Source organism: Paenirhizobium naphthalenivorans (genome assembly GCF_007992095.1).
GTDB lineage: Bacteria > Pseudomonadota > Alphaproteobacteria > Rhizobiales > Rhizobiaceae > Allorhizobium > Allorhizobium naphthalenivorans.
In genome coordinates, this window is sequence record NZ_BJZP01000002.1 from 162,496 (window position 1) to 184,022 (window position 21,527).

The window sequence follows — 21,527 nt, forward strand, 5'->3', positions numbered from 1 at the left end:
CTTTGCCCCCGCGTGACCCTCGGATTGCGGGGCAAGACCATGCTCTTGACATCCAGTGGCAAAATGGCCGGGATGGCCGAGCCAAACGACAAAGGACCACAGCATGACAGCGACACGGCCGGATGGCGATAAGCCCCTGTTCGGACGTCCGTGGATTTTCATCCGCGGCGTGCCGTCGATGGACTTCCTACCGCCGGAAGGCCCACTCGAAGTGGCCTTCGCCGGCCGCTCCAATGTCGGCAAGTCATCGCTGATCAATGCGCTGGTCGGGCAGAGGGGACTCGCCCGTACATCGAATACGCCCGGCCGCACGCAGGAACTCAATTATTTCGTTCCAGACGGTTACTCCGGCGCAGCCGGCGACCTGCCTCCGATGGCGCTGGTGGACATGCCCGGCTATGGCTATGCCCAGGCGCCAAAGGAACATGTCGACGCCTGGACAAGACTGGTGTTCGATTATCTGCGCGGCCGGGCGACGCTGAAACGCGTCTACGTGCTGATCGACAGCCGTCACGGCATCAAGAAGAACGATGACGAGGTGCTCGACCTGCTGGACAAGGCCGCGGTCTCCTACCAGATCGTGCTGACCAAGACCGACAAGATCAAAGAGGCTGGCGTGCCGCGGCTAATTGCCGAAACGCTTGAGAAGATCAAGAAGCGCCCGGCTGCCTATCCCTTCATCATCGCCACCTCCTCGGAAAAAGGGAATGGCCTCGACGATCTGCGCGCGGCAATCCTCGAGACCATCAGCCAGTCTAACTGACCCATTGCGCCACATTCTGTAATGGGCCGCCCCGCCGATGACGGGGCAGCCCTGTGGTTCAGGCCTTCGGCAGCAGAACCTTGTCGATGACATGGATCACGCCGTTCGACTGCTTGACGTCGGCGATGGTCACAATCGCCACACCGCCATTCTCGTCGGTCAGGGTGATCTTGTCCCCGTCCATCTTCGCCTGAAGCATGCAGCCGCCAACGGTCTTGACCGGATGGCTACCGCCGTCATCAGCAATCATCTTGCCAATCGCGCCGGACATGACATCGGCCGCCACGACGTGGCAGGTCAGCACCTTGGTCAACTGATCTTTGTTTTCAGGCTTCAGCAGTGTGTCGACGGTCCCGGCCGGCAGTGCGTCGAAGGCCGCATTGACCGGGGCGAAAACGGTGAACGGCCCCTCGCCCGAAAGGGTCTCGACCAGACCCGCAGCCTTGACGGCGGCGACCAGCGTGGTGTGGTCCTTGGAATTGACGGCATTTTCGACGATATTCTTGTCTTCATACATGGCGGCACCGCCGACCATCGGGTTTTCGGCATGGGCAGCGGCAGTGCCAGCTGCGAGTGCGACGGCAAGGGTAAGCGGGCGAAGGGTGGTCTTGAACATTTCGGTTTCCTCTGTCCTGGTGTTCTCGATGCGTCCTCGGCGGCGTGATTGCCGTCCGGGATGGTTGTTTCGATCCCTTGCGGGGAACATCAACAAGGACGAGAGCGGGACAAGAGAAGTTTCAGTTAGGCCGCAGAAAATCTAAGAAAGTCTATTTTATTGATTTTGCTGACTTCAATTGAGTTGCGCGCACCAAATACATGCGCCGTTCAAAGATGTGTCGGGCCAAGTGCGATTACCGGACCGGTCGCCTGCCCGGTCGGGGAGCCGCCGAAGGGCTCGAGGCTGACAGCAAGGATTGCACCTTCGGTAAAGAGAGAGCGCATCTCGTTGGGAACGACGAGTTCCCCTTCCCCGGTCTGTGGCAAGACCCCAAGCGAACGCGGTGCCGCGTCGTCCTCGATCAGCCAGAGTTCGAGCGATTTTTGCCGCTGTTCGCCGGTTGCGACGGGGGTGAGCTGCAGGCGGCCGGAACCCTGGTCATAGCGCGCAACGAGACTGATTACGCTGTCCTTGCCGGCAAGCTCTGCGACGAGCGGCGGGGGCCCGGCCGGGCGGCCCAGCAAGCCTGTCTCTCCTCCCGAGAGAACGACGACTGCGGCGGCACAGGCAAAGGCGAGCCCTCGCCAGAACGCCAGCGAGGCCCATAAGTTGCCAAGCGGCGCCCAGGGCGAAGCCTGCGGAAGCGGCGGAAAGATCCGGTTTTCTATCCTGGAAAACAGCGCTTCCGGCGGATGCTCATGGCCGTAGTCGTCATTGAACTGAGAAAGATTGTCTTCCCAACGCCGGACAATGATCCCGAAGGACCGGTCCTGGCGCAGCCGTTCCTCTACCTGCTTGCGCTCCTCGACACCGAGTACACCGAGCACATATTCTCCGGCGAGCACTTCGTCCCGCGACCGGTCACCCTTGCTCTGGTCTGGCGTCGTCATTCATGCACTCTCTCAATTTCAACAGGCTGCGGCGCAACCATGTGCGCATCGTATTCAGGGGAACCTCGAACCGATCAGCCAGCTCCTGATAAGACAAGCCCTCCACATAGGCATGCCTGACGGCACGTGCGCGATCAGGATCCAACTCTTGCAGACAGCTGTCAATCCGCTTTCCTTCCGAGCGCAGCACAGCACTCTGTTCCGGATTGGCGGCACTGTCGGTAAGGTCGGCCACGGCCTCCAGTTCCTGCGTCGGCGCACGTCTGGCCCGCAGCCGATCGATGCAATGATAGCGGGCGATTGCCGCAAGCCATCCCATCCCACCGTTTCCCGAGGCGGCAAAACTCTCAGCGCGCTGCCATATCTTGACGAACACGTCCTGCAACGCCTCCTCCGCATCGGCCCTGTCTCGCAAGATACGCAGGCAGATGACAAAAAGTTTCGGCGACAGGCGATTATAGAGCAAGGAGAAGGCCGAGCGATCCTTCAGAGCCACCCGACTCAACAGCATGGAAATTTCGTCGCTTGGCATCGGCCTTCGGACCCTCTCCTCCAGACAGCCCCTAGCCCGGGCGCCATTTCCGTTATGTCTTTGATAAACACTACGCCCTCCAGGCGATGACGGATCATCAGCCGCGCTTATCTTTACCCCGGATTATTCCATCCCGGCCAATCTTGCGCTAAAAGGCCGCGAACCAACGACGAGGGCACCCCATGACGGCTTCCGAGAGTGAAATCCAGGCGCGGCTTCTTGCGCAGGCTCTGCCTTTCATGCAGCGCTATGAAAACAAGACCATCGTCGTGAAATACGGTGGACACGCCATGGGCGATTCCGAACTCGGTAAGGCCTTCGCCGCTGACATCGCGCTTCTCAAGCAGTCGGGCGTCAACCCTATTGTCGTGCATGGCGGCGGGCCGCAGATCGGTGCCATGCTCGCCAAGATGGGCATCGAATCTAAGTTCGAAGGCGGCCTGCGCGTTACCGACGAAAGAACCGTCGAGATCGTTGAAATGGTTTTGGCCGGCTCGATCAACAAGGAGATCGTCGCCCTCATCAACCAGACCGGCGAATGGGCGATCGGCCTGTGCGGCAAAGACGGTAACATGGTCTTCGCTGAAAAGGCCAAGAAGACAGTCATCGATCCCGATTCCAACATCGAGCGCGCGCTCGATCTTGGCTTCGTCGGCGAGGTGGTCGAAGTCGATCGCACGCTGCTCGACCTACTTGCCAAGTCGGAAATGATCCCGGTCATTGCCCCGGTTGCGCCAGGCCGCGACGGCCACACATACAACATCAATGCCGACACTTTCGCCGGCGCGATTGCCGGAGCCCTGCGCGCCACCCGCCTGCTGTTTCTTACCGATGTTCCAGGTGTCCTCAACAAGAACGGCGAGCTGATCAAGGAGCTTTCGGTCGCCGAGGCCCGCGCGTTGATCAAGAACGGCACGATCTCCGGCGGCATGATCCCCAAGGTTGAAACCTGCATCGAGGCCATCCAAGCCGGCGTGCAGGGCGTGGTCATCCTGAACGGAAAGGTCTCGCATGCGGTCCTGCTCGAGATTTTCACCGAAGGTGGAGCCGGCACGCTGATTGTTCCCTGACAGCTAAAAGCCAAGCCGGTTTCAAAGGGCAAAGAGCCCGACCGGCCGCATCTGCCCTTCGTGGCGCAGGAGCCATTTCTTGCGCCACAACCCGCCACCATATCCGGTCAGCGTGCCGTCAGAGCCGATGCAACGGTGGCATGGGATGATGACGATCGGATTTGCGCCGTTGGCCTTGCCAACCGCCCGCACTGTTTCCATGCCGCCGACATTCCTCGCGATATCGCCATAGGAGCAGGTTTCGCCAAGCGGCACGCTGAGGAGTTCCGCCCAGACCTTCCGCTCGAATTCACTACCGGACGGCGCGAGCGGCACGGTAAAGTCTAAGAGTTCGCCGGCGAAATAGGCTTTCAACTGCCTGCCTGTCGCCGCCGTGATCGCATTGCCGCCAGGCATGACATCCAGGCCGAGGTGGCGGCGTTGCCGTTCCAGCCGTTCGTCCGGTGACCCGTCACCCTCGAAACCCAAAACAAGCAGATGCGTGGCACTGGCGACCGCGACCAGGTCACCGACCGGCGTATCGAACCACTCGCAACACAGCACCTCCGTCACGCTCCTCATGCTTCCCGCCTGCCGCCAAGACAGATGATATTACCCTCTATCGATCGCCGCAACCGGAGCGCACCATCGGTAGACGGATGGCCATCAGACGACGAGCAGCAGCAGGACCCCGGCAACGATCAACAAGCAGCCAGCCACTTCCAGACGATTGATCGTCTCCTTGAAGAAGAAGACCGAGGAGGCGAAGGTGAAGAGCATTTCGACCTGGGCCAGCGCCTTGACCACAGCCACCTGCTGCAGGGTCATCGCCGTGAACCAGCCGAAAGAGGCGGTTGCGCCGACGAAGCCAACTGCAATGCCGATTTTCCAGGCGGCGCCGATGCGTCGAAGCTCCGCCCGATCGCGCCAGAGCATCCAAATGAGCATGGCAAAAGTCTGCACCAGGATGACGACGACCAGAGTAAAGCTGGCCTGCATGACGCTGTCGGGTGCCGGCAGGCTGGGCTGGAGCGCCAACGAGGCCGAGCGGTAGGAAATGCCCGAAACACCGAAGAACAGGCCGGAAAGCAGGCCGAGGAGCGCGGTTCGGCTGACGACCGACGTGAAGAGCGCCGAGAGGCTGAGCGCCGTGCGCGCCACCGAGATCAGCATCACCCCAAACACGGAGACAAGGATGGCCATCACGGTCGGCAAAGTGATCGTCTCGCCGAATAGCACCAGAGCGATCAGCGCTGCCTGAGCGGGTTCTGTACGAGAATAGGCTGTGCCGACGGCGAAATTACGAAACGAGAAGAGATGTACCAGCAGGAAGGTCGCCGAGATCTGGGCAAAGGCGCCGATCACCGCCCAGAAGGCGAAGGCACTGTTCGGCACCGGCAGCGGTCGCCCGAGGCCGAGGTGCAACACCGCCAGATAGGCAAGCGCGAAGGGCACGCCATAGCCGAAGCGAACGAAGGTCGCTCCCGTCGTGCCCATCCGGCCCTTCAGGTATTTTTGCAGAACGGAGCGCATATTTTGCAGAAATGCGCTGGCGAAAGTGATGAGGATCCAGGCGGGCATGGGGTGCTGTTAGCACCCAGCGGCGGGGAGCGAAAGCCGGCGATGTTCAGGAAGGCGACGAAACGTTCAGAAACGTTGCGGTGAAAAGGTCGTGGGCGCGAGCCCGGCCCGGGCAAAGTCCTCCGGCGCCTCGCTTGCGGTCAAAAGGGCCGCCGCCAGTGCGCCCAGCGCCGGCGAACTCAGGATACCGTAGCCACCCTGCCCGGCCAGCCAGAAGAAGCGCGCATGGTCTTTGGCAAACCCCACCACCGGCAGGCGATCCGGCGCGAAGCTGCGCATCCCTGCCCAGCTCTTGGCGACCCGCCTGACGTCCATCGTTGTTGACGTTTCAAGATGGTGCACCGCCCAGGCGACATCCAGCTCTTCCGGCTGGACATCCCCAGGTTCACAGGGCGTCTCATCGGCGGGAGACACCAGCAGCCTGCCCGCATCCGGCTTGATGTAGAACTCGTCATCCAGCTCGTTGATCTCCGGCATTGTGCGGGCGTCGACGCCATCCGGCAGGTCAACCAGGATCGCGGTGCGTCGATGCGGTATGATGCCGAGTGGCGCCAGACCGAAGAGGCGCGCCGTCGGATCCACCCAGCCGCCTGTCGCATTGACCACGATCCGGGCCGCGACCGAGCCAATTTCGGTGTCGATCCGCCAGTGCCGGCCATCATCACGGGCAGCGTTCACGCCGGCTTTCTGACGGATCTCGACGCCGGCACGGCGGACGCCCTTGCCATAGCCCTGCAAGAGGCATTCAACCTCGATGTCCCAGAATTCGGGGTCGTAGTAAGCATCGGCGACATAGGCAGGATCAAGGATCGGCATCATCGTCACGGCCTCATCGACCGACAGCCGCTGCAGGCCGTCTGTCTTCATTTGCTCTGCGGCGAAATGCGCCTCGAAGCGCTCGCGTTTCTCCACATTGGCGATCATCAATCCGCCGCGCGGGGAAAGCAGGGGGACATCGCTAAAACCCGCCGGCGGATGATCGAAGAAATCGCGGCTAATGGCTGCAAGCTTGCAGACTTCTGGACTATTGTAGCGCAAGACGAATTCCGCGGCAGACCGTCCGGTCGAGTGATAGCCGAGGCTTTCCTCGCGTTCGAGCACCACCACCGAGCGGTCGGCACCAAGGAAATAGGCGAGAGAAAGTCCGGCGATGCCGCCGCCGATAATGGCAATGTCATAGGTCTGCATGCATATCTTCCTGAACGAAGGCGCATGCTAGCCACCAAGGCGACCTGCATTCAAATTTATAACGACAAATATTGCCATCAATTAGATTGATGTTTCTGCGAATCCTCGAAGAGGTCGAGCCCCTCCATCATCGTGACGAACGCCTGCTCCGCCGGATTGAGCATGGCGTTGGGGTTAGAGATCAAGAAGACCTCGCTGACCGGCAGACTGTCATAGGGGGGCAATTGCCAGAGCTTGCCGGCATCGACAAAGGGGCCGGCAAGATGGGCGGGCAACATGCCAACGCCGATATTGGCGGCGACCATGCGGATCACCTCCTCGACATGACTGGAAACCGCCCGCACCTCCTGGCCGAAGGAGCCGATCGCGCGAACCGCCGTCACCGCATTCATGTGCTTGCCTCCCAGAACATCGGCGGTGAAGGCTATATAGGGGTCCCCGCGCAGGTCATTGAGCGATGCGCCCTCCACACCGAACAGACGGTGACCCCTTCCGCAATAGAGCGCATAGCGCTCGAGCTTGTAGGGAACCTTGGTGAGATGATCGGGGATGATGCCATCGCAGATGCCGATGCTGGCAATCCCGCGTTCGACCGAGCTGATCACGTCCGCCGTTGTCTCAATCGTCACATTCATCGTGACCTTCGGATGGGCCGTGAAGAAACGGCTGGACCTTTCATCCCAGCCGGGATGGTGCACATGCGAAACGGCATGGACCGAGACATGGCCGGCGATATCGGCACCGGCCCCTTCCAGGGTATCGGGCAGACGGATCACAGCGGCGAATATATCGCGCGCCTGCCGATAGAGCCGTTCGCCAGCCTCGGTCATTTCAAACCGTCCGGGGCGGCGATCGATCAACCGGTGGCCGGCTGTCTCCTCGAGCCGCTTGAGCGCCATGGAAACGGCCGGCTGCTGCAACAACAGGCGACTGGCGGCGGCCGTGATCGAGCCCTCCTCCACCACCACGGCGAAGGTCCGCAGCAGGTTCCAGTCGAGATTGTGGGCGAAGCGTTCGAGCCGTTTGTTGGCCATGGGCATCCCGTTGAAAGTCCGAGAGAGAATAAATCACGTTGATATTGACTATTGCAACTATCTATTTCGCTGATGCCACGGCGCTGCATAGACTGGCCGGCAAGGCATCGCAACAGGTGTCAAAAACAAGGGGAACGACCATGAAGAACACCATTCTGGCTCTGGCCTTCACCGCCCTCACCGCCTTTTCGGCACAGGCTGCCGACAAGCTGGTTATCGGCACCGAGGGCGCCTATCCACCCTTCAATTTCGTCGATTCGGCAGGTAAGGTCGGCGGTTTCGACGTCGAAATCGGCATGGCGCTCTGCGCCGAGATGAAGGTCGAGTGCGACGTCGTCACTCAGGACTGGGATGGCATCATCCCGGCATTGCAGGCCAAGAAATTCGATTTCATGATCGCCTCGATGTTCATCACGCCGGAACGCGCCGAAAAGGTCGCGTTCACCAAGTCCTACTACAAGGCGCCGATGACCCATATCGCCCAGAAGGGGGCGAACATCACGGATTTCTCCAACGAGGGCCTGAAGGGCAAGGTGATCGGCGCGCAGTCGGGCACCACGCAGGCCGAATATGCCACCGCCACCTATCCTGACCTCGAGATCAAGCTCTATCCGACCCAGGACGAGGTCAACATGGACATGATCAACGGTCGCCTCGACATCCAGATCGGCGACATGCTCCCGATGATGGACTGGCTGTCCAAGGGCGACGGCGCCAAGTGCTGCGAACTGGTCGGCGCGCCGATCGCCGATCCCAAGTTCATCGGCGAAGGCGCCGGTATTGCGGTCCGCAAGGAAGACGCCGAGCTGCTGGGCAAGCTGAACGCGGCCATCGACGCGATCCGTGCCAACGGCAAATATGCCGAGATTAACAAAAAGTACTTCCCGATCGACATCTACGAAATGAAGTGATCGCCCGGCCTTGATCGGTCGAGATCATTCCCTCTCGCGGCCGGAGCTGCGAGGGGCTTCTCTCGTTGGACAGGTCAACCTGTATGTCGGCAACTGATTGCGGCCTGTTCCGCCCTTGCGGAAATCAGTCATGGTAGTCATAACGCCATTATGACCGACAAAGCTCTTGGCCCGCACAAAGACGATTTCGCCCATGTCCGCGACTGGGTGTTCGATCTCGACAACACGCTCTACCCGCATCACATAAACCTCTTCGCCCAGATCGACCGCAATATGACCGCCTATGTGGCGCAACTGCTGCAGATGGACCCGGCCGAAGCAAAGGCCTTGCAGAAGAAATATTACCACGACCACGGCACGACGCTTGCCGGACTGATGCAGCATCACGGCGTCGACCCAAACGATTTCCTCGAGAAGGCCCACGCGATCGACTATTCGGCGCTCTTGCCCGACGATAACCTCGGAGCGGCGATCAAGGCACTGCCGGGCCGCAAGTTCATCTTCACCAACGGCACCGTGGCACATGCCGAGGCTGCCGCCAGGGCGCTCGGCATTCTCGATCATTTCGACGATATCTTCGACATCGTTGCCGCCGATTACCAGCCGAAACCGGCCGGCAGCACCTACGACAAATTCACCAGCCTCAACCGCATCGACACCCGCCAGGCGGCCATGTTCGAGGACCTGCCGCGCAATTTGATGGTCCCGAAAACACTGGGAATGAAGACGGTCCTGCTGGTGCCTCGCAATCTCGGCGATGTCGTTCTGGAAAGCTGGGAACTGGCGGACAATAGCGATCCGGCAAGCATCGATTTCGTAACCGACGACCTTTCCGGCTTCCTCGGCCGTCTGATCGACGCAGCGGCTTGACGGAATTCGAACATTACCAAAGCTTCACCCAGCTTACCGATGTTTAAGTAGGCTCTCGCCATGCCGCGTCCTAAATTCCTTTTATCAACAAGGATGAAAGGACACACCAATGACCGGCAAGACCCTCACGCTCGCGGCCCTGGTCGGCAGCCTCCTGATCGGCACTTCGGCAACAACGGTGCTCGCCCAGCAAGACATGGACCGTGGCCCTGGCGCGGCGATGTTCGTGCACATGTTACAGGAATTCGACACCAACAAGGATGGCAAGATTTCCAAGGACGAAGCCATCGCCGCGCGTGACAAGATGTTCGCGACCGTCGACGCCAACAACGACGGCGTCCTGACACCCGGTGAGTTCCGCAAGCAACGCGAGGCGATGCGCGCCGCGCGTCAGGCGGAAATGCAAGCCAACGCGCCTGTCCAGAGCGGTCAGGGTCAGGGCAACGGCCCCGGCGCCGGCCAGGGACAAGGCCCGCAGGATGGCACAGGTCCGATGAATGCGGAGCCGCCACGTGATGCCACCGGAAACCAGTTCGGCTGGAACCGGAACAGCGACCGCGGTCCGCGCGGTGATTGTGATGGTCCTCGGTACGGCATGGGGCGCGGCTGGGGCGATGACGATGGTCCGCGCCAGGGCAGGCACCACGGCATGCGCGACGACAATCGTGGCCCCGGCATGGAACGTGACGGTCCGAGGGGCGAACGCATGGGTGGCATGGGACCGCGCGGCATGATGCAGATGGCCGATACCGATGAAAACGGTCAGATCAGCAAGGACGAGGCTGCAGCTTTCGCCGACAAGATGTTCACGCAGATGGACACCAACAAGGACGGCGCAATCACTGCCGACGATCTGCCACAGCGCGGCTTGTGGGGCCGCTAAAGCTCAGAAAGCGTCAGAGACAGCAAGGCCCGCGGCACCGTCGCGGGCCTTTTTCATTCAGTGCTCGTAGTGGTCGGCGATGATCTTCCAGGCCTGATCCGCCGTTTCGACGAAATGCAGCAATTGCACATCTTCGGGGGCGATGGTGCCGAATTCCGCCAGCGCCTCAAAATCGATGATGCGCCGCCAGAACGCCTCGCCGAACAGGATCAACGGGATCGGCGCCATGCGCTTGGTCTGGATCAGCGTTACCGATTCAAACAGTTCGTCGAGCGTGCCGAAACCGCCTGGAAAGATGACGATCGCCTTCGCTCGCATCAGGAAATGCATCTTGCGAATGGCGAAATAGTGAAAGTTAAAGCTGAGCTCTGGCGTGACGAAGGGGTTCGGCGCCTGCTCGTGCGGTAAGACGATATTGAGGCCAATAGTCGGCGCACCGGCTTCGGCAGCACCGCGGTTGCCGGCCTCCATCACGCCCGGACCGCCACCTGTCGCCACGACATATTCGTGATGATCGTGGGTGGCCGCATACTCGGCGCAGAGCCGGGCGAATTTGCGCGCCTCCTCATAGTAGACGGAGGCGGCCATGAGGTTGGCGCGCTGCGTCTCGTTGCGTGCCGCCCAGGCATCCTTTCCGGGAGCGGGAATCCGCGCGCCGCCGAACATGACGACGGTCGATTTTATACCGCGCTCGGTCAGCATCAAATCGGCCTTCAGCAGTTCCAACTGCAGCCGCACCGGGCGCAGCTCCTCGCGCATCATGAAATCGTCGTCGGCATAGGCGAGTCGATAGGACGGCGATTCCGACTGCGGCGTGCGAGGCACTTCGGCGGCACGCCTGCGATCGGTCTGGCTGTCCTTGAGTGCGCCCCAAGACCCGCCCTTTCTGCGTTCCCGACCGTTGGATGATTTTGCCATATGCCATGCCTTTCTTTGCCGCGATCGGACGGGCCGAATGCGCCTGCGGCTGTTTTCAACCCCGGACGAATGCGCTAGAGCAGTCTCCAGTTTCCGATTGCAAATGCGGATATCGTCCGGTTCAACGATAGACAACGAAGTTTAAGGATTTCAGATGAACGCCACGGATCTCAGCGCCCTCGAACACGTCATCGAAGCGGCTTTCGAAGACCGCGATATGGTCACGGCCACGACACGCGGAGAAATCCGCGATGCGGTCGAAACGGCACTCAACCTGCTCGACAGCGGCAAGGCGCGCGTCGCGTCGCGCGGCGACGACGGCAATTGGACCGTGCATCAGTGGTTGAAGAAGGCGGTGCTCCTGTCCTTCCGTCTCAACGCGATGGAAGTGGTCAGCGGCGGTCCGGGCGGTTCGACATGGTGGGACAAGGTTCCCTCCAAGTTCGACGGCTGGAGCACCAATGAATTCGAGCGCGCCGGGTTCCGCGCCGTGCCGAACGCGGTCGTCCGCCGCTCGGCCTTTATCGCCCCGAACGCGATCCTCATGCCCTCCTTCGTCAACCTCGGCGCCTATGTCGGCGAAGGCACAATGGTCGACACCTGGGCGACCGTTGGCTCCTGCGCCCAGATCGGCAAGCACGTCCACCTGTCCGGCGGTGTCGGCATCGGCGGCGTTCTGGAGCCGATGCAGGCCGGCCCGACCATCATCGAGGACAATTGCTTCATCGGCGCGCGCTCGGAGGTGGTCGAGGGCTGCATCATCCGCGAAGGTTCCGTGCTCGGCATGGGCGTGTTCATCGGCAAGTCGACCAAGATCGTCGACCGCGCTACCGGCGAGATTTCCTATGGCGAGGTCCCACCCTACTCCGTCGTCGTTGCCGGCTCTCTCGCCTCAGACAAAACGATGGGTAACGGCCAGCCGGCTCCCAATCTCTACTGCGCGGTGATCGTCAAGCGCGTCGACGCACAGACCCGCTCGAAAACCGGCATCAACGAGCTTCTCCGGGACTGACCTGGATGCAAGCGCCCACCCGGCGGCCGACCGTCAACTGGCTACTCTTCAGCCCTTCCGGTCGCGCCGGACGGCAAGTGTTCATCCTCGGCTGGCTGTTTTGGCTGGCGATCAACAGCTATACTGTCGCCTCGCTTGCCCTCCATCAGGAGGACGAAGAGCTGTTCCGTTTCTTCAGCCTGTTGTTCTTCGCCGGTCTCGCGGCCTCGTCTGCCTCAACTATCATGCTCAGCATCAAGCGGCTGCATGACATGGGTCTTCCGGGCCTGCTGGTCTTCGTCCTGTTCATCCCGGCCGTTTCCTTGGTCATGCTCTTTGTGCTGTGTCTCTGGCCATCCCAGTCAGGTGCCAACTCGTATGGGCCCGCACCCGACTGGCCGCAGACCTGATCCCTCCCGCCACGTGACAGGTGCCGGCCGATCGGCTAAACCTGCACCACCCCAGACGGTCACGGCAGCGCCAAAAACTGCCGGACCTCATTCAGTGTCCGAGACCATGAACAGCACCAATCCCGCCGACGTCCTTCAGGCCCTCATCCGCTGCCCATCCGTGACGCCCGCCGAAGGCGGCGCGCTCACCGCGCTTCAGGCGCTTGTCGAACCGCTCGGCTTTAAGGTCGAACGGGTCACCATGCACGAGTCCGGCACGCCGGACATCGAGAACCTATATGCCCGGATCGGCGACAGCGGACCGCACCTGATGTTCGCCGGTCATACCGATGTAGTTCCGGTCGGCAATGAAGCAGACTGGAGCCACCCGCCCTTCGCGGCGGAGATCGCAAACGGCATGCTCTTTGGTCGCGGTGCGGTGGACATGAAGGGTGGGATTGCCTGCTTCATCGCCGCGATGGCTCGACTGGTCGAGGAAAAGGGAGCACCGAAAGGTTCCGTTTCCCTGCTGATCACCGGAGACGAAGAGGGACCGGCCGTCAACGGCACGGTCAAGCTGCTCGAATGGGCAAAGGCAAAGGGCGAACACTGGGACGCCTGCCTGGTCGGCGAGCCGACCAATCCGGACAAGCTCGGCGACATGATCAAGATCGGCCGGCGCGGCTCGATCTCGGCGACAGTCACCGTGCGCGGCGTGCAGGGCCATGCGGCCTATCCGCACCTCGCCGACAACCCGGTACGCGGCGCCGTCCGCCTTTCCGACGCGCTGATGCACCCACCCTTCGACCATGGCACGGATAATTTCCAGCCGTCCAACCTAGAGGTCACTTCGATTGATGTCGGCAATCCGGCGACCAACGTCATTCCGGCTGCGGCAAATTTCAAATTCAATATCCGTTTCAACGATCTGTGGTCGGCGGAAAGCGTGCAGGCCGAGATCCTGCATCGACTGGACACAGCTGCAGCGGAAAGCCATCTACGGCCCGGTCGCGAACCTATCGCCTACGACATCGTCTGGTCGGAACGGCCAAGCCACGTCTTCCTCACCCGCAACAACGCACTGATCGACTCCCTGTCGGGCGCCATCGCGACCGTGACGGGCGCCACACCGCAGCTGTCGACCACCGGCGGCACCTCGGACGCGCGTTTTATCAAGGACTATTGTCCGGTCGTGGAATTCGGCCTGGTCGGCCAGACCATGCACATGGTCGACGAAAGGGTTTCTGTCGAGGATCTGGAAACGCTGACCCGGATCTACAAGACCTTCATCGAACAGTGGTTTGCGAATGCCGACGCTTAAAGAGGTCGAGATCTATCTCACCGGCCTTTGGTTATTGTTTAAACAGGATCCGAAAGGCCTCGCCCATCTCGATTTCTCCGATAGGGGCGCATTGCGCTCCTTCTGGGCGGCATTCTTCGCCCTGCCGACGATGCTTCTCACCTTTGCTTGGTGGCGCGAACTCTATCTCCAGATCCTGCCCGAGGGTACGCAGATTGGCTTCCTGTTCTTCTTCCGCCTTGGATTGGTCGAGATCGCCAACTGGATCGTCCCGCTGGTTCTCGTCGGACTGGTGTGCTGGATGGTTGGGATCGGCGCACGGTTTTCCGCCATCGTGGTCATTGCCAACTGGCTGACCTTGCCGGTCTCCTATGCCTACGCCGTCGTTCTGCTCGTGATGATGCTCATGCCTGGGCTGGCCGGGCTCGCCGTCCTGTTGTCCTTTGCGCTGGCCCTAGCGCTGGTCATCGCGCTGTTCCGCATCCTGCGCATGGTGCTTGGCGGCCACAGTCTGACCATCGCGACAGTCGCGATGGTACTGCTCGTTCCGACGATGATCCTCTCGGAAGTGCTAGAACGGTATCTCGGCGTCTATCCGGGCTGAAAGTCTCAGATCGAGCGCTGGTTGACCCGCTTCGACAATTCCACCGCCGTCTCAACGCGCTCGGAATAGCGTTCGACAAGATAGTCGGAGCGCTCACGCAAAAGCAGCGTGAATTTGACCAGTTCCTCCATCACGTCGACGACACGGTCGTAGTAGGACGAGGGTCTCATTCGTCCCGCCTCATCGAACTCACTGAAGGCTTTCGGCACGGAAGACTGGTTTGGGATAGTGAACATCCGCATCCAGCGGCCGAGCACGCGCATCTGATTGACGGTGTTGAAGCTCTGCGAGCCGCCGCAGACCTGCATCACAGCAAGGGTGCGTCCCTGCGTCGGACGAATCGCCCCCATAGACAGTGGCAGCCAGTCGATCTGCGTCTTCATCGCTCCGGACATGGAGCCATGGCGTTCGGGCGAGCACCAGACCTGGCCTTCCGACCAGAGCGACAGGTCACGCAGTTCCTGCACCTTCGGATGGGCCGCCTCGACCTCGTCGGCGAGTGGCAAGCCATGCGGATCGAAGATGCGGACCTCGGCGCCATAACGGCGCAGAATGCGAGCCGCCTCCTCCGTCAGCAAACGGGAAAAGGAGCGCTCCCGCAGAGAGCCGTAGAGCATCAGGATGCGCGGCGGATGGATCATGCGCTCGGGCTGAAAGAGACGCGCCTCGTCAACCAGGCGAAACTGGCTGTCGTCGATGTTCGGGGTATCGGTGTCCTCGACGCTCATTCGGCAGTGCCGCCCGCCTTTACGACATCCCCGTCTTCTTTGGTGAAGACGCTTACCGGATTGTCCAGAATGTCCAGCACCGCTTCCGAGGGACGGCACAGCCGCGTACCCTTGTCCGTCTCCACGATCGGTCGATTAATCAGGATGGGGTGGGCCATCATCGCGTCGATCAGCCGGTCGTCGGAGAGGTTCTTGTCATCCAGGCCGAGCTCTTCGTAGGGCGTGCCCTTCTTGCGCAGCAGTTCACGTGCCGAAATACCCATCTTGCCGATCAGTTCGACCAGCCGCTCGCGGCTCGGCGGGGTCTTCAGATATTCGACCACGACCGGATCCTCGCCCGATTGGCGGATCATTGCGAGCGTGTTGCGGGACGTGCCGCAGGCGGGATTGTGATAAATGGTGACAGCCACAGAACTCTCCACATTTCTAGATTTCTTGAAATGTGGATATGTTATTTCACTGCGGCTGGCAAGTGCCACTCAAGCGACGAAACCATCCTCAGCCTTGCTCGTCACCGGGGTAATCCACCCGCATGAAGAACAAACCTTGCGGCGGCGCTACCGGACCGCAAGCCGTGCGGGCGCGCGCCTCCAGAGCGGACTGCACCTCGTCCGGTGTCATCTTGCCTTCGCCGGCGAGCTTCAGCGTGCCGGCAAAGGAGCGGATCTGGTTGTGCAGGAAGCTCTGAGCCGTGGCACGGATTTCGATCAGGTCGCCGGTTCTCGACACGTCCAGCCGGTCGAGAGTTCGCATCGGGCTCTTGGCCTGACAATGGACTGAACGGAAGGTGGTGAAGTCATGGTGGCCAACCAGCCGCTGCGCGGCAGCGTGCATGACCTCGTGATCGAGTGGCTTTGACACCCACCAGGCACGTTCGGCTTCCAGCGCAAGGCGCGCCGGCCGGGTGATGATCCGGTAGAGATAGTGCCGGCGGATGGCGGAAAAGCGGGCGTCGAAGCTCTCAGCGACGGCTTGTACGTCCAAAACCGCGACGCGCTCTCCCGCGAGCGCCAGATGGGCGTTCAGCGCGTTGCGGAGCTTGTGGGGGATCCAGTCGCGGGAAAGATCGACATGGGTTACCTGTCCCTTGGCGTGCACGCCGGAATCGGTGCGCCCGGCCCCTCGTATCGACACGGTCTCGCCGGTCAGAGACAGGACGGCATTTTCCAAGGCACCCTGTACCGAGGCTCCATTGGTCTGGCGCTGCCAGCCGACATAGGGCGAACCGTCATATTCGACGGTCATGCGGAAACGCGGCATCAGCGCAGGACCGTTGTGGGCACGACCGGCATGCCGCGCAGGAAATCCGCCGCGTCAAGCGGCTTGCCGCCGGCCTTCTGGAGGCGGGTCAGCCGAACGGCGCCACCGCCGCAGGCGATGGTCAGTGCATCATCCAGAACTTCGCCGGCCCTGCCTTCGCCGTCGGCCAGCGTCGCGCCGAGAACCTTGACCCGTTCCGGCTTGCCATTCACCTCAAGCTCGAACCATGCACCAGGGAAGGGCGACAGGCCGCGGATATGATTGTGGACGTGCGCTGCGTCGCGGGAGAAATCGATACGCGTTTCCGCCTTGTCGATCTTCGCCGCATAGAGCACGCCCTCTTCGGCCTGCGGCACCGTCTCAAGGATCCCGGCCTCAAGCGCGGACATGGCCTCGACCATGGCCTCAGCACCCACCGTACTCAGGCGATCATGCAATTCACCGGCGGTCATGTCCGGCCCGATCGGAACCGTACGGGCCAGCGCCACGGGGCCGGTGTCGAGCCCCTTGTCCATCTTCATCACCATCATTCCGGTCTCGGCGTCGCCGGCCATGATGGCACGCTGGATCGGAGCGGCACCGCGCCAGCGCGGCAGGAGCGAAGCATGGCCGTTATAGGCTCCGAGTCGCGTGCCGCTGAGGATCGCCTCCGGCAATAGCAGCCCGTAAGCGACAACGACGGCAACATCAGCGCCAAAGGCCTGAAAGCGCACGCGATCTTCCTGCGCGCGGAAATTGAGCGGATGAAGAACCGGCAGGCCGAGCCGCTCGGCAGCGAGGTGAATGGGGGATTTCTGCAGATCGAGACCGCGTCGCCCGCCCGGGCGCGGCGGCTGGGTATAGACGGCGACGACCTCGTGGCCAGCAGCAACCAGGGCCTCAAGCGTGGCAACGGAGAATTCCGGCGTGCCCATGAAGATGATGCGAAGTGCCATGATGGAATTCACCCCTTCTGCGAAGCACGCCTCGTTCTGCCGGCGAGAACCGCCGGCCAATGATCAGAGCACCTTCGCCTTTGCGGCTTTGGTGAACTTCTTGATCACCATCTCGCGTTTCAGCCGGGAAATATGATCGATGAACAAGATGCCGTTCAGATGGTCGATCTCGTGCTGCAGGCAGGTAGCGAGAAGCCCGTCGGCCTTGGTCAACTGCTCCTTGCCCTCGCGATCCAACGACTTGACCGTGACAAAGGCCGGGCGCTCGACCTCAGCATAATAATCCGGAATCGACAGGCAGCCCTCCTCGTAGACCGAACGTTCGTCGGACGACGTGATGATCTCCGGATTGATGAAGACCTGCGGGCGCTTGCCCTCCCCCTCCTTGGCCACGTCAATGACCAGCAGCCGGCGCGCGACACCGACCTGGATGGCGGCAAGACCGATGCCCGGCGCCTCATACATGGTTTCGAGCATATCGTCGGCAAGCTTTTGAAGCTCCGCATCGACGCGTTCGATCGGTGCGGACACCTGACGCAGCAGGGGATCGGGAAGAATGATAAGAGGCTTGATCGTCATGCGGCTCCCATAACGCATCTTTTCCGGCGATGGAATCGAAAAACGCGGACAAGGTCCGCGTTTCCGACAAGTCGCCAGCCGAGTGGCAGATCACGCAGCTTGTCTGGATGATTTAGAGCTATGATCGGTGACAAATCTCGCGTCGGCGTTCGTGCGCGTGTTCAATTGAGTGAGGAGTTGCACCAGACCAACGACCTCGCTGCGCAGCCGCTGCGTCTCGGCAGAAGTCTGCTCCACCATCGCAGAATTCTGGTGGGTGAGCGTATCCATGCTCTGGGTGGCCTGGTTGACCTCCTTGAGGCCGGTCGCCTGATCCTTGGCCGCGGTGGCGATCTCGGAGACGATGGCGTGGATCGTGTCGATGCGACTGATCATGTCAGTCAGTGCCGTGCCGGTATTCGAGACCAGCCCAACACCCTCATTGACCTGATTGCTGCTCTGGGAAATCAGTCGCTTGATTTCCTTGGCCGCATCCGCGCTGCGCTGGGCGAGCTGGCGAACTTCTTGGGCAACCACAGCGAAGCCCTTGCCAGCGTCTCCGGCACGCGCCGCCTCGACGCCGGCATTGAGTGCCAAGAGGTTCGTCTGGAAGGCGATCTCGTCGATGACACCGATGATCTTGGAAATCTCGGTCGACGATTTTTCAATTTCCGCCATCGCGGCAATTGCGCGTGACACGACATCGCCCGAACTGCGAGCCTGCTGCTGAGTGTCCTGCACCGCCTGCGAGGCACGCTCCGCATTGCTCGCCGTCTGGCCGACGCTCACCGAAAGTTGCTGGAGGGCGGACGAGCTCTCCTGCACGCCGGCCGCCTGCTTGGCTGTGCTGATGGCGATGTCGTCGGACGCCTTGGCGATCATCTCGGTCCCATCGAGGATCTCTTCCGACGCCCGGCGGATCGAAGAGAAAGACTCGCTCAACCGTACAACCGTCTCGTTATAGTCGACGGCCATCTGCTTGAAATTATCCGGAAGATCAGTCGACATCTTGCTTTCGAAGTCGCCAAGGGCAAGCGCTTCAAGACCACGGCGCAGGTGCTCCATGGCGACCCGCTGATCCGCCTCGATACGAATGCGCTCCTCCTCCATGTCCCTGCGCCGCTGCTCGAGAGCGTCGAGATAAACCGAGATGGAATAGTCCATATCAAGCATGGAGGCCTTAATGAGCGCATTGAGCTTTTCACCCAGCGCCTCCGCGTGATGCTTGCCGAAAGGGAAAGGCCAATGCTTGACGAGTACACCGGCGACCAGTTCGGTCATCAACTTGGAATAGCCGCCAATGTACCAGCGCGGCTCAAGACCGATGCGGGCGTGGGCCTTGCCGATCGCGGTAACGCCCTTGACGTAGTCCGGATCGAAGGTCCCCTTGGAAACCCGGTCCCAATGGTTCATCTGCGCCTGCTTCGCGCCCGCCATATGTTCCTTGCTGCTGAAGAAGCGAGCGAGTTGCGGCGTGGAACCGACTTTAGCGTAGAACTTGTCGAGCGTGCCGCCAAGAATCTCGCCAAGGGTCGGCCGCAGCGAGTTCAACGTTTTGGAAGTCTGCTGGTCGATTTCAAGAAACGCCAGACGTTCGCTCAGGTTCTTGTCAGCTTCGGCACTCATGCTCTCGCAATTCCCCCAGGGAGACTCACGCGAGTCCCCGATACTATCATTAGTAGGGGAGTATCAATTCTTGAAATTCCTAAACGGAACATGAACTTCCATTGCTAGATTTGGCAGCGCCTTGGCCCAGTTTGCAACAAGGGGCCAAGGCGCACGTCGGGCTAGATTGTCGTTTCAACCGGCACGGCGATGGTTCTGTGTGGGATCTTGCATGTGACGTTCGTGAAAAGACGCATTCATGCTCGCTGTGTTTCCCGTCTTGAACCCGCTCAGCGCATTCACCAGGCGCTCGACCTCGTCCCGCAGGGTCAACGTCTGCGCAGAGGTCTCTTCGACCATAGCGGCATTCTGCTGCGTAATCGTGTCCATGCTGGCCACCGCCGCATTCACCTCGCGCAAACCGACGGACTGGTCCGATGCGGCGCTGGCTATACCGGTGACGATACCATTGATCTCGCCGATGCGACTGATGATCTGATCGAGTGCCTCGCCAGCATTATTCACAAGGCCGACCCCGGCCTGCACCTGTCCAGAACTCTGCGAAATCAGGGCCTTGATCTCCCGCGCCGCACTGGCACAGCGTTGCGCCAACTCACGCACCTCCTGCGCAACGACAGCAAAGCCTCGGCCGGCCTCACCCGCACGGGCCGCCTCAACTCCGGCGTTCAAGGCCAACAGGTTGGTCTGGAAGGCAATTTCGTCGATGACGCCAATTATCTTGGAGATCTCGTCGGAAGATTTCTCAATTGCGCCCATGGCGGTCACCGCGCGCATTACCACTTCGCCTGATACCCGGGCCTCGCCGAGGGCAACACTGACCACATTGGCCGCTCGATGAGCACCGTCCGCAGTCAGCGCGACGTTCTGCGTCAACTCGTGCACAGCGGCCGTACTCTCCTCAAGCCCGGCCGCCTGTTGCTCCGTGCGCTGGGCAAGATGATTGGACGCCTCTGAGATGGCGGTGGTCGAGCGTAGAATTTCCTCGGCAGCGCTGCGGACCGTGCCGATCGTCCCACGCAGCGTCTCGACCGAGGAATTGTAGTCGTGTGCCATGCCGACGAAGTTTTCCGGCTGCTCGGGAGAAAGCTTCGCTTCGAGGTCGCCACCGGACAGTCTATTGAGAACGTCGCTCAGCGCCGCAAGTGCGACCGCCTGCTCTTGCTCGGCCTTGGCGCGGGCGTCTTCGGCCGCCTTGCGCTCGGCGGCCAGAATGTCGAGATAGACGGTAATGGAATAGTCCATGTCCAGCAGGGCAGCCTTGACCAACACCCCGATTTCCTCACCCAGAACCTTACCTTCCTTTCGGGCAAAGCGAGACGGCCAGCGTTCCCGCACAACGGCGTGAATCAATTGCTCAACGAGGAGGGCGTAGCCGCCAATGTACCAGCGGGGCTCCAGTCCGATACGTGCATGCGCTTTGCCGACGGCTGTCACGCCTTCGACATAGCGCTCATCGAACTGCGCAGTCGTCACGACGCCCCAGTGACTCTCCTGCCGTTTTTTGGCCCCCTGGATGTGGTCCTCATTGCGGAAGAACGCTGCCGTTTGCGGGGTGCTACGGACTTTCTTGTAGAAGACCTCGAGTGCCGCGCCGATATTCTTGCTGACTGATGGCGCGAGCGCCCGCAGCATCCGCTTTCCCTTCTCATCGAGCCCAAGAAAGTCAAGGCGGGCACCAAGCTCGCTCTTTTCATCGTGATGTGTCATTGGCCCCCGCGCATTGAGATCGTGACTGTACTTAGCTTTCGCGACGCACTAATTAGTGCATGATAATCTTCGAAAAAGCGTAAATATTTCATTTAACTAATTTTAAAATTACGCCTATTTCAGATCATGGGGAGTTGGTTGTGCCACATACG

Annotated in this window: 24 protein-coding genes; 9 read left to right on the top strand and 15 right to left on the bottom strand. The window is 60.9% G+C overall.

Translation table 11 applies throughout. The features are described from left to right. The first annotated feature begins 103 nt into the window (after window positions 1–103). Window positions 104–763 (top strand): ribosome biogenesis GTP-binding protein YihA/YsxC, encoded by a 660-nt coding sequence (gene yihA / locus RNA01_RS02655; protein WP_147178404.1) that lies wholly within the window; start codon window positions 104–106, stop codon window positions 761–763. A gap of 58 nt (window positions 764–821) precedes the next feature. Here the strand turns inward: yihA and RNA01_RS02660 are convergent, their stop codons facing one another. The 3 genes from RNA01_RS02660 to RNA01_RS02670 all read right to left on the bottom strand — a co-directional run bounded on the left by RNA01_RS02660 (window position 822) and on the right by RNA01_RS02670 (window position 2,843). Next, a complete protein-coding gene (locus tag RNA01_RS02660; RefSeq protein ID WP_147178405.1) occupies window positions 822–1,379 on the bottom strand; it encodes a fasciclin domain-containing protein in 558 nt (185 codons plus the stop codon). Window positions 1,380–1,588: 209 nt separating this feature from the next. Beyond that, on the bottom strand, window positions 1,589–2,311 hold the full coding sequence (locus tag RNA01_RS02665; protein WP_147178406.1) for an anti-sigma factor: 723 nt from the start codon (window positions 2,309–2,311) through the stop codon (window positions 1,589–1,591). Beyond that, window positions 2,283–2,843 carry a sigma-70 family RNA polymerase sigma factor gene (locus RNA01_RS02670; protein ID WP_147178407.1) on the bottom strand — a complete coding sequence of 187 codons (561 nt, stop codon included), beginning with the start codon at window positions 2,841–2,843 and terminating at the stop codon, window positions 2,283–2,285. Before RNA01_RS02670 ends, RNA01_RS02665 begins: the two co-directional genes overlap by 29 nt. A 182-nt stretch (window positions 2,844–3,025) precedes the next feature. On the opposite strand from RNA01_RS02670, the gene argB reads away from it, so the two are divergent. After that, window positions 3,026–3,913 carry an acetylglutamate kinase gene (argB, locus tag RNA01_RS02675; RefSeq protein ID WP_147178408.1) on the top strand — a complete coding sequence of 296 codons (888 nt, stop codon included), beginning with the start codon at window positions 3,026–3,028 and terminating at the stop codon, window positions 3,911–3,913. Window positions 3,914–3,934: 21 nt separating this feature from the next. On the opposite strand, the gene RNA01_RS02680 is transcribed toward argB, so the two are convergent. The 4 genes from RNA01_RS02680 to RNA01_RS02695 all read right to left on the bottom strand — a co-directional run bounded on the left by RNA01_RS02680 (window position 3,935) and on the right by RNA01_RS02695 (window position 7,695). Continuing rightward, on the bottom strand, window positions 3,935–4,474 hold the full coding sequence (locus RNA01_RS02680) for a methylated-DNA--[protein]-cysteine S-methyltransferase (protein WP_147178409.1): 540 nt from the start codon (window positions 4,472–4,474) through the stop codon (window positions 3,935–3,937). An 84-nt stretch (window positions 4,475–4,558) separates the two neighbouring features. Further along, on the bottom strand, window positions 4,559–5,473 hold the full coding sequence (locus tag RNA01_RS02685; RefSeq protein WP_147178410.1) for an EamA family transporter: 915 nt from the start codon (window positions 5,471–5,473) through the stop codon (window positions 4,559–4,561). Between the two features lie 66 nt (window positions 5,474–5,539). Further along, on the bottom strand, window positions 5,540–6,661 hold the full coding sequence (locus RNA01_RS02690; RefSeq protein WP_147178411.1) for an NAD(P)/FAD-dependent oxidoreductase: 1,122 nt from the start codon (window positions 6,659–6,661) through the stop codon (window positions 5,540–5,542). Between the two features lie 77 nt (window positions 6,662–6,738). Continuing rightward, complete coding sequence (locus RNA01_RS02695; protein WP_147178412.1) at window positions 6,739–7,695, bottom strand: LysR family transcriptional regulator; 957 nt, start codon at window positions 7,693–7,695, stop codon at window positions 6,739–6,741. 140 nt (window positions 7,696–7,835) lie between these two features. On the opposite strand from RNA01_RS02695, the gene RNA01_RS02700 reads away from it, so the two are divergent. From RNA01_RS02700 to RNA01_RS02710, 3 genes are all read left to right on the top strand, one after another. Beyond that, window positions 7,836–8,606 carry an ABC transporter substrate-binding protein gene (locus tag RNA01_RS02700; protein WP_147178413.1) on the top strand — a complete coding sequence of 257 codons (771 nt, stop codon included), beginning with the start codon at window positions 7,836–7,838 and terminating at the stop codon, window positions 8,604–8,606. A gap of 150 nt (window positions 8,607–8,756) precedes the next feature. Further along, the gene (locus RNA01_RS02705; protein WP_147178414.1) at window positions 8,757–9,476 is read left to right on the top strand and encodes a pyrimidine 5'-nucleotidase; all 720 of its coding nucleotides are present in this window, start codon (window positions 8,757–8,759) and stop codon (window positions 9,474–9,476) included. 109 nt (window positions 9,477–9,585) lie between these two features. Then, window positions 9,586–10,359: an EF-hand domain-containing protein gene (locus RNA01_RS02710; protein WP_147178415.1), complete on the top strand. Its 774-nt coding sequence runs from the start codon at window positions 9,586–9,588 to the stop codon at window positions 10,357–10,359. A 57-nt stretch (window positions 10,360–10,416) separates the two neighbouring features. Here RNA01_RS02710 and RNA01_RS02715 read toward each other — a convergent pair whose 3' ends face one another. After that, entirely contained in the window at window positions 10,417–11,277 is an 861-nt protein-coding gene (locus RNA01_RS02715; RefSeq protein ID WP_147178416.1) for an LOG family protein, read from the bottom strand. 154 nt (window positions 11,278–11,431) lie between these two features. On the opposite strand from RNA01_RS02715, the gene dapD reads away from it, so the two are divergent. The 4 genes from dapD to RNA01_RS02735 all read left to right on the top strand — a co-directional run bounded on the left by dapD (window position 11,432) and on the right by RNA01_RS02735 (window position 14,561). Next, window positions 11,432–12,289 carry a 2,3,4,5-tetrahydropyridine-2,6-dicarboxylate N-succinyltransferase gene (gene dapD, locus RNA01_RS02720; RefSeq protein WP_147178417.1) on the top strand — a complete coding sequence of 286 codons (858 nt, stop codon included), beginning with the start codon at window positions 11,432–11,434 and terminating at the stop codon, window positions 12,287–12,289. 5 nt (window positions 12,290–12,294) lie between these two features. Further along, window positions 12,295–12,678, top strand: coding sequence for a DUF805 domain-containing protein (locus RNA01_RS02725; protein WP_147178418.1), 384 nt, complete (start codon window positions 12,295–12,297; stop codon window positions 12,676–12,678). 106 nt (window positions 12,679–12,784) lie between these two features. Continuing rightward, the gene (gene dapE, locus RNA01_RS02730; protein ID WP_147178579.1) at window positions 12,785–13,978 is read left to right on the top strand and encodes a succinyl-diaminopimelate desuccinylase; all 1,194 of its coding nucleotides are present in this window, start codon (window positions 12,785–12,787) and stop codon (window positions 13,976–13,978) included. Continuing rightward, window positions 13,965–14,561, top strand: a complete 597-nt coding sequence (locus tag RNA01_RS02735; protein WP_147178419.1) for a hypothetical protein — start codon at window positions 13,965–13,967, stop codon at window positions 14,559–14,561. Before dapE ends, RNA01_RS02735 begins: the two co-directional genes overlap by 14 nt. Before the next feature lie 5 nt (window positions 14,562–14,566). Here RNA01_RS02735 and arsH read toward each other — a convergent pair whose 3' ends face one another. The 7 genes from arsH to RNA01_RS02770 form a co-directional block, all read right to left on the bottom strand. After that, window positions 14,567–15,289 (bottom strand): arsenical resistance protein ArsH, encoded by a 723-nt coding sequence (gene arsH / locus RNA01_RS02740; RefSeq protein WP_147178420.1) that lies wholly within the window; start codon window positions 15,287–15,289, stop codon window positions 14,567–14,569. Then, the gene (arsC, locus tag RNA01_RS02745; RefSeq protein WP_147178421.1) at window positions 15,286–15,699 is read right to left on the bottom strand and encodes an arsenate reductase (glutaredoxin); all 414 of its coding nucleotides are present in this window, start codon (window positions 15,697–15,699) and stop codon (window positions 15,286–15,288) included. The genes arsH and arsC overlap by 4 nt, the downstream gene beginning before the upstream one ends. A gap of 88 nt (window positions 15,700–15,787) precedes the next feature. After that, on the bottom strand, window positions 15,788–16,549 hold the full coding sequence (gene truA, locus RNA01_RS02750) for a tRNA pseudouridine(38-40) synthase TruA (RefSeq protein WP_147178422.1): 762 nt from the start codon (window positions 16,547–16,549) through the stop codon (window positions 15,788–15,790). Continuing rightward, window positions 16,549–17,484 (bottom strand): methionyl-tRNA formyltransferase, encoded by a 936-nt coding sequence (gene fmt / locus RNA01_RS02755; RefSeq protein WP_147178423.1) that lies wholly within the window; start codon window positions 17,482–17,484, stop codon window positions 16,549–16,551. Before fmt ends, truA begins: the two co-directional genes overlap by 1 nt. A gap of 63 nt (window positions 17,485–17,547) precedes the next feature. Continuing rightward, window positions 17,548–18,063, bottom strand: a complete 516-nt coding sequence (gene def, locus RNA01_RS02760; protein WP_147178424.1) for a peptide deformylase — start codon at window positions 18,061–18,063, stop codon at window positions 17,548–17,550. 90 nt (window positions 18,064–18,153) lie between these two features. Next, window positions 18,154–19,668 (bottom strand): globin-coupled sensor protein, encoded by a 1,515-nt coding sequence (locus tag RNA01_RS02765; RefSeq protein WP_147178425.1) that lies wholly within the window; start codon window positions 19,666–19,668, stop codon window positions 18,154–18,156. Between the two features lie 174 nt (window positions 19,669–19,842). Next, window positions 19,843–21,375 (bottom strand): globin-coupled sensor protein, encoded by a 1,533-nt coding sequence (locus tag RNA01_RS02770; RefSeq protein ID WP_147178426.1) that lies wholly within the window; start codon window positions 21,373–21,375, stop codon window positions 19,843–19,845. Between the last annotated feature and the right edge of the window lie 152 nt (window positions 21,376–21,527).

Bases quoted from the DNA above. Each gene is read 5' to 3' on its own strand.
- RNA01_RS02770 (WP_147178426.1), bottom strand. From the start codon at position 21,375: ATGACACATCACGATGAAAAGAGCGAGCTTGGTGCCCGCCTTGACTTT.
- dapD (WP_147178417.1), top strand. From the start codon at position 11,432: ATGAACGCCACGGATCTCAGCGCCCTCGAACACGTCATCGAAGCGGCT.
- fmt (WP_147178423.1), bottom strand. From the start codon at position 17,484: ATGGCACTTCGCATCATCTTCATGGGCACGCCGGAATTCTCCGTTGCC.
- RNA01_RS02700 (WP_147178413.1), top strand. From the start codon at position 7,836: ATGAAGAACACCATTCTGGCTCTGGCCTTCACCGCCCTCACCGCCTTT.
- RNA01_RS02695 (WP_147178412.1), bottom strand. From the start codon at position 7,695: ATGGCCAACAAACGGCTCGAACGCTTCGCCCACAATCTCGACTGGAAC.
- RNA01_RS02735 (WP_147178419.1), top strand. From the start codon at position 13,965: ATGCCGACGCTTAAAGAGGTCGAGATCTATCTCACCGGCCTTTGGTTA.
- argB (WP_147178408.1), top strand. From the start codon at position 3,026: ATGACGGCTTCCGAGAGTGAAATCCAGGCGCGGCTTCTTGCGCAGGCT.
- RNA01_RS02710 (WP_147178415.1), top strand. From the start codon at position 9,586: ATGACCGGCAAGACCCTCACGCTCGCGGCCCTGGTCGGCAGCCTCCTG.
- def (WP_147178424.1), bottom strand. From the start codon at position 18,063: ATGACGATCAAGCCTCTTATCATTCTTCCCGATCCCCTGCTGCGTCAG.
- RNA01_RS02715 (WP_147178416.1), bottom strand. From the start codon at position 11,277: ATGGCAAAATCATCCAACGGTCGGGAACGCAGAAAGGGCGGGTCTTGG.
- RNA01_RS02665 (WP_147178406.1), bottom strand. From the start codon at position 2,311: ATGACGACGCCAGACCAGAGCAAGGGTGACCGGTCGCGGGACGAAGTG.
- RNA01_RS02690 (WP_147178411.1), bottom strand. From the start codon at position 6,661: ATGCAGACCTATGACATTGCCATTATCGGCGGCGGCATCGCCGGACTT.
- RNA01_RS02685 (WP_147178410.1), bottom strand. From the start codon at position 5,473: ATGCCCGCCTGGATCCTCATCACTTTCGCCAGCGCATTTCTGCAAAAT.
- RNA01_RS02660 (WP_147178405.1), bottom strand. From the start codon at position 1,379: ATGTTCAAGACCACCCTTCGCCCGCTTACCCTTGCCGTCGCACTCGCA.
- RNA01_RS02705 (WP_147178414.1), top strand. From the start codon at position 8,757: ATGACCGACAAAGCTCTTGGCCCGCACAAAGACGATTTCGCCCATGTC.
- RNA01_RS02670 (WP_147178407.1), bottom strand. From the start codon at position 2,843: ATGCCAAGCGACGAAATTTCCATGCTGTTGAGTCGGGTGGCTCTGAAG.
- arsH (WP_147178420.1), bottom strand. From the start codon at position 15,289: ATGAGCGTCGAGGACACCGATACCCCGAACATCGACGACAGCCAGTTT.
- truA (WP_147178422.1), bottom strand. From the start codon at position 16,549: ATGCCGCGTTTCCGCATGACCGTCGAATATGACGGTTCGCCCTATGTC.
- RNA01_RS02725 (WP_147178418.1), top strand. From the start codon at position 12,295: ATGCAAGCGCCCACCCGGCGGCCGACCGTCAACTGGCTACTCTTCAGC.
- dapE (WP_147178579.1), top strand. From the start codon at position 12,785: ATGAACAGCACCAATCCCGCCGACGTCCTTCAGGCCCTCATCCGCTGC.
- RNA01_RS02680 (WP_147178409.1), bottom strand. From the start codon at position 4,474: ATGAGGAGCGTGACGGAGGTGCTGTGTTGCGAGTGGTTCGATACGCCG.
- yihA (WP_147178404.1), top strand. From the start codon at position 104: ATGACAGCGACACGGCCGGATGGCGATAAGCCCCTGTTCGGACGTCCG.
- RNA01_RS02765 (WP_147178425.1), bottom strand. From the start codon at position 19,668: ATGAGTGCCGAAGCTGACAAGAACCTGAGCGAACGTCTGGCGTTTCTT.